Annotated in this window: 9 protein-coding genes and 1 pseudogene; 5 read left to right on the top strand and 5 right to left on the bottom strand. The window is 73.0% G+C overall.

All coding sequences use genetic code 11. From position 1 onward, the window contains the following. Positions 1-190 precede the first annotated feature (190 nt). Entirely contained in the window at positions 191-1,960 is a 1,770-nt protein-coding gene (locus K7862_RS28340; protein ID WP_222967476.1) for a glycoside hydrolase family 35 protein, read from the top strand. 87 nt (positions 1,961-2,047) lie between these two features. Next, on the top strand, positions 2,048-2,884 hold the full coding sequence (locus K7862_RS28335; RefSeq protein ID WP_222967473.1) for an NAD(P)H-binding protein: 837 nt from the start codon (positions 2,048-2,050) through the stop codon (positions 2,882-2,884). A gap of 66 nt (positions 2,885-2,950) precedes the next feature. Here the strand turns inward: K7862_RS28335 and K7862_RS28330 are convergent, their stop codons facing one another. From K7862_RS28330 to K7862_RS28320, 3 genes are all read right to left on the bottom strand, one after another. Next, a complete protein-coding gene (locus K7862_RS28330) occupies positions 2,951-3,826 on the bottom strand; it encodes a hypothetical protein (protein WP_222967472.1) in 876 nt (291 codons plus the stop codon). A gap of 155 nt (positions 3,827-3,981) precedes the next feature. Further along, positions 3,982-5,331, bottom strand: a complete 1,350-nt coding sequence (locus tag K7862_RS28325; RefSeq protein WP_222967470.1) for an FAD-binding oxidoreductase — start codon at positions 5,329-5,331, stop codon at positions 3,982-3,984. Positions 5,332-5,510: 179 nt separating this feature from the next. Next, entirely contained in the window at positions 5,511-6,404 is an 894-nt protein-coding gene (locus K7862_RS28320; RefSeq protein ID WP_222967468.1) for a helix-turn-helix domain-containing protein, read from the bottom strand. Positions 6,405-6,596: 192 nt separating this feature from the next. Between K7862_RS28320 and K7862_RS28315 the strand changes: the two genes are divergently transcribed. Together K7862_RS28315 and K7862_RS28310 are read left to right on the top strand one after the other, a co-directional pair. Further along, positions 6,597-7,523: an alpha/beta hydrolase gene (locus K7862_RS28315; protein ID WP_222967466.1), complete on the top strand. Its 927-nt coding sequence runs from the start codon at positions 6,597-6,599 to the stop codon at positions 7,521-7,523. A 44-nt stretch (positions 7,524-7,567) separates the two neighbouring features. Then, entirely contained in the window at positions 7,568-8,125 is a 558-nt protein-coding gene (locus K7862_RS28310; RefSeq protein WP_222967464.1) for a hypothetical protein, read from the top strand. Positions 8,126-8,133: 8 nt separating this feature from the next. Here the strand turns inward: K7862_RS28310 and K7862_RS28305 are convergent, their stop codons facing one another. Then, positions 8,134-9,738, bottom strand: coding sequence for an FAD-dependent monooxygenase (locus tag K7862_RS28305; protein WP_222967463.1), 1,605 nt, complete (start codon positions 9,736-9,738; stop codon positions 8,134-8,136). A gap of 138 nt (positions 9,739-9,876) precedes the next feature. Then, positions 9,877-10,509 (bottom strand): acyl-CoA-like ligand-binding transcription factor, encoded by a 633-nt coding sequence (locus K7862_RS28300; RefSeq protein ID WP_222967461.1) that lies wholly within the window; start codon positions 10,507-10,509, stop codon positions 9,877-9,879. A 413-nt stretch (positions 10,510-10,922) separates the two neighbouring features. Between K7862_RS28300 and K7862_RS28295 the strand changes: the two are divergent. Next, positions 10,923-11,510 (top strand): annotated as a pseudogene (locus K7862_RS28295) (alkaline phosphatase family protein); the annotation flags it as partial. Between the last annotated feature and the right edge of the window lie 186 nt (positions 11,511-11,696).

Raw genomic sequence — 11,696 nt, 5'->3', positions numbered from 1 at the left:
GGGGGACGCCCGCCATGGATCGCTGCCCCCGGTGAAGGTGCCCAACCAGCTCGACTGCAGCGGCAGGCGAAAACGCACCGCAAGGGGCAGAACAGCCCCCGGGCAACCCGACTGCCGGGGTTGACAGGGGAAATAGACTCGAAGCAGTGATGGTTACGTAAACATCGATCAAGGTGGAGGACCTCGCCCCATGCCCGAACTGCGGATCGACCAGGAAGGTTTCCGCCTCGACGGCGAAGCCTTCCGCATCATCTCCGGGGCTCTGCACTACTTCCGCGTCCACCCGGGCCAGTGGCGTGACCGCCTCCGCAAAGCGCGGCTGCTCGGGCTGAACACGGTGGACACGTACGTGCCGTGGAACCTGCACGAGCCGCGCCGGGGCGAGTTCGGTGCCGACGGCGGACTGGACCTGGCGCGCTTCCTGCGTCTGGCCGCCGAGGAGGGCCTGTACGTCCTGCTGCGCCCCGGCCCGTACATCTGCGCGGAGTGGGAGGGCGGCGGGCTGCCCTCCTGGCTGCTGGCCGAACCGGACATGCGGCTGCGCAGCACCGATCCCCGGTTCCTCGCCGCCGTCGACGGCTTCCTCGCCCGGCTTCTGCCGCTCGTCGCACCCTTCTTCGGGACGCGAGGCGGGCCGGTCCTCGCGGTGCAGTTGGAGAACGAGTTCGGCGCGTACGGCGACGACCAGCCGTACCTGCTGCGCCTGGCCGAGATGCTGCGCGCGCACGGCGTCGACGTGCCGCTCTTCACCTGCGACCAGCCGGCGGACCTGGCCCGCGGCTCGGTGCCGGGCGTGCTCGCCACGGCGAACTTCGGCAGCCGGGTGGACGAGAACCTGGCCCGCCTGAGGGAGCACCAGCCCGAAGGCCCCCTGATGTGCGCGGAGTTCTGGAACGGCTGGTTCGACCGCTGGGGAGGCCCGCACGCGTCGCGGGCGCCGGAGAGCGCCGCGGCCGACCTGGACCGGCTGCTCGCGGCCGGTGCGAGCGTCAACCTGTACATGTTCCACGGCGGGACCAACTTCGGCTTCACCAGCGGCGCCAACGACAAGCACACCTACCGGCCGACCATCACCTCGTACGACTACGGCGCCCCGCTGGACGAGGCGGGCGATCCCGCCCCCACGTACGCGGCGTTCCGCGAGGTCATCGCCCGGTACGCGCCGGTGCCCGACGAACCGCTGCCCGAACCGGCCAAGAAGCTGGCCCAGTTGGGCGTACGGCTCCCCCACCGGGCGGGTCTCCTCGGTCAGGCGGCCGCGCTGGGAACGGCGGTGCGCGCCGACCGTCCGCTGACCCTTGAGGAGCTGGCCGCCACACACGGCGAGGGGAACGGCCTCGGCTTCGTCCTCTATGAGACGGACCTGGACACCCCCGGCCCGGTGCTGCTCCACGCGCCGGCCGTGCGCGACCGCGCCCAGGTGTTCGTCGGCGGGCAGCCGGCGGGCGTCCTGGAGCGGGAGAGCCACGAGCACGCGCTGGCGTTCACCGTTCCGGCGGGCGGCGCTCGGCTGTCGGTGCTGGTGGAGAACCAGGGCCGGGTCAACTACGGCCCGGCGGTGCACGACCGCAAGGGGCTGCTGGGTCCGGTCACGGCCAACGGCTCGGCACTGGCCGGCTGGACCAGCCGCGCGCTGCCCCTGGACGATCTGAGCGGCCTCGCCTTCGAGGCGGCCGGGGCCGGACCGGTCGTCGGACCGGCGTTCCACCGCGGCGAGTTCGACGTCACGGAGCCGGCCGACACGTATCTGGACGTCAACGGCTGGACCAAGGGCTGCGCCTGGGTGAACGGCTTCGCCCTGGGCCGGTACTGGTCCCGCGGACCGCAGCGGCGTCTCTACGTCCCCGGCACGGCACTGCGCGCGGGCCGGAACGAGCTGGTCCTGCTGGAGCTGCACGCCACCGTCCGTCCCACGGTGGACCTGCGGGACACGCCCGACCTGGGCCCGACCGAGGAGTGACCACCGGATCGTCCCGGCGGTCGGGTCCCCGGAGCGGGCGTCGTCGCCGTTATGGTGAACGACGACTCGTCAGGAACGGGGAGAGCCATGTATCTGGTGACCGGAGCGACCGGCAACGTGGGCTGGGAGCTCGTCGCGGCGCTGGCCGCCGAGGGGCGGCCGGTGCGGGCGCTGGTCCGCACGCCGCGGGAGATCCCCGGCGCGGAGACGGCCGTGGGCGACCTGAACCGCCCGGACACGCTCACGGACGCGCTGGCGGGTGTCCGTGGGATGTTCCTGCTGCCCGGCTACGAGGACCTGGCCGGCACCCTCGCGCTGGCCGCACGGGCGGGCGTCCGGCGGGTGGTGCTGCTGTCCGGGGGCGCCGCGGCCGGCGGCGACCTCGGCAACGCCGTCGCCCGATACATGATCGAGTCCGAGCAGGCCGTGCGCGCGTCCGGACTGGCCTGGACGTTCCTCCGCTGCGGCGCCTTCATGTCCAACGCGCTGCGCTGGCGGCCCCAGCTGTCCGCGGGCGACGAGGTGCGGGTGCCGTTCCCCACGGTGCGAACCGCGTCGGTGGACCCGTACGACATCGCCGCGGTCGCGGCGCGGGCCCTGCTGGACGACGGCCATGAGGGTGCCGTCCACGCCGTCACCGGGCCGGAGCCCCTGCTGCCCGAGGAGCAGGTCGCCGTTCTCGGCCGGGTGCTCGGCCGGGACCTGTGCTGTGTGGGCCTGACGGACGCCGAGGCGCGCCGCGACATGGAGGCGGCCATGCCGGCGCCCTACGTCGACGCGTTCTTCAGCTTCTACGCCGACGGCACCCTGGACGAGTCGCAGGTCCTGCCCACGGTCGAGGAGGTCACCGGCCGGGCGCCCCGCACCTTCGAGCAGTGGTGCCGCGTCCACGCCGGCGAGTTCACCCCTCCCGCCGCCGAGTGACCGGCTTCCTGACGAGCCCCCGTTCGCCGTCCCGTCAGGAAGCCGTCACGGCTTCGGTCCCGCCGCTCAGTAGCGGTCGAGGATGAGCTGGGTCTTCAGGATGTCGCCGTGGTACAGCCAGCCGTGTGCGTCGGCGGTCGCGATGGCGTCCGTGTGGAGTTGCGCGGCGTCGGCGTACGTGTCGGTCTTGAACGACAGTTCGACGACGTAGTCGGTGCCGGTCCCGGCTGCGTTCTTGACCGGCAGCACCTCGATGCTCGCGTCGTCGGAGGACTCCCAGGCCCCCGACCAGACCTGCGAGGTCACCGGACCGTGGGCGCCGGACGCCCCCAGGGTGTCCGAGCCCCAGTTCTTGCCCAGCCAGTCGTCGAGCTTGCCGGGGATCTCGTTGACCAGCCAGGAACGGCCGGTGGAGGCGGACGGCATCGATGTGCCCGAGTAACCGCTGCCGCTGTGGCTCTTCTCGTTGCTGAAGCTCAGGGTCTGCTTGGCGTAGCCCCAGTCGACCTCGGCGTCGTCATTGGTGTCGCTGCTGTCGAAGCCCTCGGCGTTGGCCTCGTCGAGCGCCGCGTCGATGTCGCCGCCGGTCACCGGGAAGCGCTTCTTGTAGCTCTCCTCGAAATCCGAGCCGGACTTGTGGCGCAGCCGGACGTCCCAGCCCTCGGCGTCGAGGTCCTGGGCGGAGGTGTCGAAGTACTCGTAGGAGCGTGCCTTGGCCGAGCCGGTGATGCCGAAGGCCGCCTTCACGGCCGCGATGGGGTTGTGCGAGGCGTCGAGCGCCGCCGTCGTGAGGTCGATCTTCACCTCGTAGGTCGGCACCGCGTCGGCGTCGGCGGCGGCCGGCGTCGCCGGGACCAGGACGGCGAGGGAGACGGTGAGCGACGCGGCGACGCCCACCGCGGAGGCGGTGAGCGAGCGGCGAGCCCGCAGTGTGATGGCCATGGCGGAAAGGTTCCGCCGTCCGGTGATCGGCGCGTGATCGCCCGGGGTGGCGTGGATGAAGCGGAGACGTCGGGCAGCCGCCGCGGTGACGACAACGGCGGTTCCGGGCCGTGTTGCGGGACCCGGAACCGCCGTCATGACGGGCTGTCACATCGTTACTGGGGGCGCACGTTGTGGTTGCCGGTGAACAGGTTGCCCGGGTCGTACTGGGACTTGACGGCGGCCAGCCGCTTGCGGGTCTCGGCCGGGTAGACGGAGGCGACGTCCTCGTCGGCCACGGACGAGAGGAAGTTGGCGTAGGCGCCGTTGACGTGCGGTGCGAGCCGGGCCCAGTGTGCGTCCAGCACCGGGCGCGCGGCCGCGAGGACCGGCGGAGGGCCGCCGATGGTGGTGACGATCATCAACTCGGCCTGGCGATGGGCGTAGGCGGTGGCGTCGGCGGGCACCCGCGACACCGCGCCGCCCAGGCTCCGCACCGACAGGATCGGCGATCCCTGCGCCGCCCCGATCTCGGCGAGGACCCGCAGCGCCGCGGACACCGACTCCTGGTCGACGAACGCGCTGCGGGTGACGAGCCCGATGCCGGGCGGCGGGACAAGGCCGTCCACGAGTGTCGCGGCGTAGGGCACCAGCGCGACTCCGTCGGCGTTCACCGTGCCGAGCCGCCGGATCGGGTCGATCGCCAGCGCGGCGCGCTCCGGGTCGTCGCCGTCGAAGGTGACCCGCACCTCGACCGGTGCGTCGGGGCCGCCGGCGAACGGGTTGGCGAAGTCCACGACGGAGGTGAGTTCCTCGGGCGCGGTGCGCAGGTACTCCGCCCAGCCCTGGAGCACGGTGGCCGCCTCCGCCCCGGGGAAGGAGACCGTGCCGTGGAAGACGTCCGTGGTCGGGTGCGCCCGGAACTCGAAGGCGGTGACGATGCCGAGGTTGCCGCCGCCGCCGCGCACCGCCCAGAAGAGCTCCGGGTTCTCGTCGGCGCTCGCGTTCAGCAGTGACCCGTCGGCGGTGACCACCTCCACGGCCAGCAGGTTGTCCAGCGCCAGGCCGTACTTCCTGACCTTCCAGCCGATGCCGCCGCTGAGCGTCAGGCCGCCGACGCCGACGCCCTTGGTGTCGCCCGAGGAGATGCCCAGCCCGTGCGGGGCCAGCGCGGTGGCGACCTCGCCCCAGGTGGCGCCGCCGCCGATGCGGACGCGGTGGTGTTCGGCGTCGACGACCTCCACGCCCGCGAGCGCGCGCAGATCGATCACCACACCGCCGTCGTTGGTGCCGAAACCCGGGAAGCCGTGGCCGCCGCCGCGCACGGCGAGCGGCAGTCCCGTGCCCGCGGCGAACCTGACCGCCGCCTGGACGTCGGCGGCGCTCTTGGGCCGCAGGACGAAGGCGGGGCTCCCCGCCGCCAGGACCGTGCGGCTCGCGCCCTCGTATTCGGGGAGGCCCGGTTCGATGATGTCGCCGTTGAAGCCACGGCGAAGGTGTTGCAGGTTTTCCAGCGGAGAGCTCACAACGTTCCTTCCACACACTGCCGATCATGGTGCTGAACGCGTTCAGCGTCGTGACGACATGGAGACGCTGGGGCTCCGGCCCGTGTGACACAGGGTGTGCGTGATGAACACCACCGTGGCGGGATGTCACAAACCGGCGGCCCCGGCGCTCGGGGGTGAGGCGTGGCGGTGCGAGGCCGTCAGGGTTTCCGGTCGTCGACCAGGCCCCGGCCGGACTGCCCGGCCGCCGGGTCCGCGGCCGTCCAGGAGGCGAGGATGCGCAGGGCGTCGTGCGAGGGGCTGCCGGGCTCGGCGGTGAGGACCATCAGCCGCTGGCCGGAGCCGTCGGGGCTGGCCCAGGTGTCGCAGTCCAGTGTGAGGTCGCCGACCACCCGGTGCGTGTAGTGCTTGGTCCCGTAACTGGCGGTGTTGACGCGGTGTTCGGCCCACCAGACGCGGAAGTCCGTGTCCTGCACGGCGAGTTCGCCGACAAGACGGGCGAGCTCCGGGTCGTCGGGATCGGCGGCGGCCTCCATGCGCAACGCGGCGACGGCGTCCCGGGCGTCGTGCTCCCACTGCCGGTGCATCCCGCGCATGACGGGGTCGGTGAACAGCAGGCGCACGTAGTTGCGGCGGTGCGCCGGGACCTGGGCGAAGTCGACGTACAGGGCAGCCGCGGCGGCGTTCCACTCCACGACGTCCATGCGCTTGCCCAGAACGATCGCGGGGGTCTGCGTGAGCTGGTCGAGGAGGCGTTTCATGGCGGGCCTGACCCGCTGCGGGGGCCGCCGCCGGCGCGGCCGGGCGTCGGCCTTGCCGGCGAGTTCGTACAGGTACCGCTGCTGGTCCTCGTCGAGGCGCAGCGCACGCGCGAGGGTCGCGAGCACCGAGGCGGAGGCCTTGACGCGGCCCTGCTCCAGCCGCGTGTAGTAGTCGACGCTGATCGCCGCGACCTGGGCGACCTCCTCGCGGCGCAGACCGGCGACCTTGCGATGGGTCTCCGTCTCGGGCAGGCCGAGGTCCGCCGGCGCCAGCTGGGCTCGGCGGGCCTTGAGGAACGCGCCGAGGGCGCCGGGATCACGTGCGGAGACCATGCGTCCATTGTGCTGCCGATCTCCCGCCGGACCGGGGCGTGTGAGGGGGCAGGATCCTTCCCAGGCAGAAACGTGCGGCTTTTCCCGGTCGGCGAACCGGCGGACGGTGGAGTCAAGCCCGGCACAGCGCCCGGCCCGGAGCCCGCCGCGACGGCGCGGCACCCGGACATCGCACCGAAACGGAGCATTCCCGTGACGAAGACCGCCATCACCTTCGACAGCGCCGGCATCACCCTCGCCGGCCACCTCTACCTCCCCGACACCGCGGCGGCCGGCCCCCGCCCGGCCGTCGTCGTCGGGCATCCCGGCACCAGCGTGAAGGAACAGACCGCGGGCCTGTACGCGAGCCTCCTGGCCGAGCGGGGCTTCGTCACGTTGGCGTTCGACGCGGCCTACCAGGGCGAGAGCGGCGGTGAGCCGCGAGGCCTGGAGGACCCGGCCCACCGGGTCGAGGACATCAAGGCCGCCGTCTCGTACCTCACCACCCGCAGCGAGGTCGACGCGGAGCGTATCGGCGCCCTCGGCATCTGCGCCTCGGGCGGGTACGTGCTCCCGGCCACGGCGAGCGACCTGCGCATCAAGGCGGTGGGCACGGTCAGTGCCGTCGACGTCGCCCGGCAGTTCCGCCTGGGTGCGGACGGGACGCAGGATCCGGCCGTCTTCGGCGCCATGCTGGCCGCCGCGGCCCAGGCCCGTACCGCCGAGGCGCGGGGCGAGCGGCCGCCGGTTCTCACGCTCTTCCCGGAGACCGCCGAGCAGGCCGGCGAGCTGGGCGGCGAGCACGCGGTCGAGGGCTTCGACTACTACCGGACCCCGCGTGCCCAGCACCCCCGCGCGGCCGGCTTCTTCACCTGGCCGAGCATCGACAAGATGGCGACCTTCGACGCCTTCGCCTCCGTCCCGCTGATCGGCCCGCGCCCTCTGCTGATGATCGCCGGCACCCGTGCCGTCACCTCGTGGATGAGTGTCGAGGCGTTGCAGCGCGCCACGGGCCCGAAGCGGCTCCACTGGATCGAGGGCGCCAGCCACGTCGACCTCTACGACCGCAAGCAGTACGTCGACCCCGCGGTGGAGACCCTCGCCGAGTTCTTCACGCAGCACCTCGCCGCGGCGGAGTGAAAAGCGCTGTCGGCGCCCCGGGACTCCCTGGGAAGCTCGGCCCCATGGCCTCACCAGAACTGAGCGAGACGGACTACCTCCGGGAGATCGAGCGCCTCGCCGAACGGGTCGCCGTGGAGGCCGCGAACGCGGGGTGGCCGGGCGCCCCGGACGGCGCGGACGACACGTCGCCTCTGCGGCGCAGCGTCGCCGCGCTCACGCGGGCCCTTCGCAGGTACCACTTCGACGGCGACGGCTGCCTGGACCCGGACCGGCCCCCGGTGCGGCTCGTCGGAGCCTGTGTACTGAGGCCCGGCGTCATGCCGGCCGGTTCGGAGCAGGGTTATGCGGAGGTGTGCGCGCGCCTGGGCGTCGAGCCGCGGCCGGAGGGCTGGGCGCTGTGGCACACCTGGGCCGACGGAGCCCTGAAGGTGACCATGGTCGTGTCGGCCGTGGACACCACCGAAGGGCTGCTCGCCAACTGGGCCCGGGGAAGGGCGGTCGACCCCGTGACCCCGCTCCCCTCGCAGATCGCCCTGATCCACAGCGGCTGGGTGGGCCCCATGACGTTCTCGCCACGAGGCGTCCGGAGAACGGGACGTGGCGGCCGCCCGCTGGCGTAGTGGCGCTGTCAGCGGGGGAACCAGCGGTGGACGGCCGCTTGCAGGGCGGTGAGGTCGGAGGGGCCGGGGCGGGTGGAGGCGCAGGCCCAGGCGACGTAGCCGTCGGGGCGGACGAGGAGGCCGCCGAGGTCGTCCGGGCCGTCCTGGGCGACGACGAGGTGGACGGACGCCGCGGCGTCCGCCAAGGCCGGGCCGAGCGAACGGTTCTCGGTGAGGTCGATCAGCAGGGGCCGCCCGTCCCGCGCGAGTTCGGCGAGCCGGACCTTCTCCGTCCCGGTGACGACGTCCAGTTCCGGCGCGAAGCGGCCGACGGCGGGATGCGGATCGGTGATGCCCATGTCGTAGCGGACGTCGGTGCCGGCGACGAGCTCGGCGAGGTGCTGGACGACGTCCCGGTGACCGAGCAGCTCGCTGAAGAGCTCGCGCAGGGAGGTGGTGTCGCTTCCCGGCGCGGTGAGGGCGGACTGCGCGGCGGCGTTGAGCACCATCCGGCGCGCGGCCTGGCGCCGCTCGGTGTCGTAGGTGTCCAGCAGGTCCGCCGGTGCGGTTCCGCGGAGTCCGGCGGCGAGTTTCCAGCCGAGGTTGACGGCGTCCTGCAGGCCGAGGTTGAGGCCGGGGCCGCCGCCGGCGGCGTAGACGTGGGCCGCGTCGCCGATCAGGAAGACCCGGCGGTCGCGAAACCGTTCGGCGACCCGGGTGTTGCCGCCGCTCAGCCGCCGCAGGACGTACGGCCCCGGCCCTTCCGGGGGGCCGAGCGGCACGTCGACGCCCAGGACCCGATGGATGCTCGACTCCATCTCGGCCAGCGTCATCGGCTCCTCCGCCACGGCGCCGTCCGGGTCGTCCGCGACAGCCCCGCCGTCGGGATCGGCGCCTGCCGCGGGCCCCGGCTCGTCCCACTCCGTGGTACTGACCAGGGCGGGCCGGCCCGGGAACGGCGCGTAGGTGAATCCGCCGTGCTCGGTGCGGTGCGGCAGGAAGGGCAGGACCGGCCGTTCGTGGCCGGGGACGGTGAGCGCACCGGACACCGGGTCGATCCACTCGGCCGGGACCGTGGCGTGGGCCGTCCGGTTGACCCGCCGGTCGTAACTGACGCCGGGGAAGCCGATCCCGGACATCTTGCGGATCACGCTGTGCGCGCCGTCGGCGCCGACCACGTAACGGGCCCGGAGCCGCCGCTCTCCGTCGGGACCGGTGACGTCGAGCGTCACGCCGTCCTCGTCCTGGCTGACGGCGTCCACCTGGTGGCCGCGGCGCAGATCGCCGCCGAGCGCGCGGGCGCGTTCCTCCAGGACCTCGACGATGCGCTGTTGGGGGACGGCCAGGCCGTGGACCGGGCTGGCCTCCAGCAGACCGAGGTCGAGGGCCATGGCGGCGAACATGAAGTAGGCCGAGTTCGGCCGCGGGGGTTCGGGGCTGCCGCTGAGCGGCTCGTGCAGGCCGCGGTGGTCGACCATCCGCACGACCTGTCCGAGCAGGCCGTTCGCCTTGGGTTCCGCACTGGGTCGGTGGAGTCGTTCCAGCACGATCGGGCGGACGCCGGCCAGGCTGAGCTCACAGGCGAGCATCAGCCCGTTCGGGCCGCCTCCCACGATGATCACGTCGGCTGTCATGGCCGGTTCTCCTTGGCGTCGAACGGGTGCGGACGGCAGCGTGGACGGGTCGTCGCGTGCCGGTGGTGACGGGACCGGGCCCGCGGTGACGGGCGCGGGCCGGCTGCGATCACGGGGAGAGGCCGGGCGGGCCGGCGGTCACGGTTGGGGCAGACCAGCGGAGAGCTGTTCGAAGACCTGGGCAACGACCGTGCCGAGGGGCGCGGGGTCGTCGGCACGCAGGCTGTGCTCGACGGCCACCCCGGTGCCGGTCGCGACGACGGCCGCCACGAGCTTGGGGTAGACATCGCGTTCGGCGTCGGTTCCGGTGCGGCGCGCGACGGCTCGCGCGAGTTCGTGCTGCGCCGCGGCATTGGTCCTGACGATCTCGCCGGCCAGGGCGGGTTCGGCCAGCATCAGCCGCACCCCCGCGCGCCACCGGTCGCTCTGCGACGAGGACTCCGGCGACGGCGAGAACTGGCCCAGCACGGCGTGCAGCAACGCGTCCCACAGCGGTTCGCCGGCCGGCCGGGCGAGGAGGTCGTCGGCGACGCTGAGCATGCGCTCGAGGTGGGCGGCTGCGATCGCCTCCGCCTTGCTGCCGAAGTAGTTGCGGAAGGTGCGGACCGAGACGTCGGCCTCGGCGGCGATCTGCTCGACGGTGACAGCGGCCCAGCCGTGCATGACGCACAGCCGGATCGCCGCCTGGCTGAGCGCGACCCGCGTCTGCCGCTTCTTGCGTTCACGGAGTCCGGGCTGCTCGGACGGACGGACCTGCTCTGCCGGGGTCATACCGGCACCCTAGGAGAATATTGCTGAACCGGCAAGATTGCCGGAACGGCAATTTCCGTGACCCCATCGTCCGGACGACGCGGGGACACAGCCGCGCATGTCGGCACGCAACCGCACGCAACGCCCGAGCTGAGGCGACGTCAGACAGGCCTCGGCCTCGGCGAGTTCGGGCTTCTTCTTGTAGCGGCCATCTAGTGGTCACCCGGCGGGTGCCGGACGTCGAGCAGTCTTTCCCTGCCCTCCCCCGCCCGTCCCTGTCGGTGCTCCCGCACGCCTGCGACAGCGCGCCCGCGAAGGGAACTACCTGACGCGCGACGACCTCCCGTTCCACTACGCGCTGGCCGACGCCTTCACGTGTGCGACGCCTACCACTGCTCCGTCATGGGCCCGACGCACCGAACCGGTACATGCACATGACCGGGACGATCGACCCGGACGGCCTCGCCGGCGGCCCCGCGCTGGACAACGGCGCCGCCAAGAACACCTACTCGTGGACGACGTACCCCGAGCGTCTCGAGGCGGCCGGCGTGAGCTGGAAGATCTACCACGAGCCGTCGTCCGGCCCCGGCGGCGGCCCCACCGGGCTGGCCGTGATCGCCAACATGCGGCAGTGCCAGGCGGCGAAGCCGGGCAGCCCGCTCATCCCCGGCGGCAACCTCCCGGTGGGCCTGGGCTTCCGGGTGCCGTGCGTGATCATCTCGCCGTGGACGGTGGGCGGCTGGGTCGCCTCCGAGACGTTCGACCACACCTCCGTGCTGCAGTTCCTGGAGCGGGTGACCGGTGTGGCGGAGCCGAACATCAGCGAGTGGCGCCGCCGCGTCACCGGTGACCTGACCTCGGCGCTGCGTATGTCCGAGCCGCGCCGGAGCGCCCCCGATCTGCCACAGACCGGGTCGCGCTACAACCTCGCCCAGTACCAGGCCGCGCATCTGCCGCTGCCGACGGTGCCGGCCCGGCAGACCGCGCCCCGCCAGGAGCGCGGCCACCGCCCCCGCACCTGACGCGGGGCCCCGCCCGCCCGGCGGTCCTTCCGGGACGTGCCGGGCGGGTGCCGGGACCGCACGGTCCCTCCCGGGCGCAGGCGCGCTCGGTCTGCGGCGAGACGGCAGGGCCGCCGCGCCGCGTTACGGCTAATTCACGTGCCGCACGAGCTCCCCGTTGTTACCCTCGGGCCATGATCACGCCTT

Origin of the sequence: Actinacidiphila acidipaludis, from assembly GCF_019890725.1 — a bacterium.
Classification (GTDB): Bacteria; Actinomycetota; Actinomycetes; order Streptomycetales; family Streptomycetaceae; genus Actinacidiphila; species Actinacidiphila acidipaludis.
This window is presented reverse-complemented; position numbering and strand designations above follow the sequence as displayed.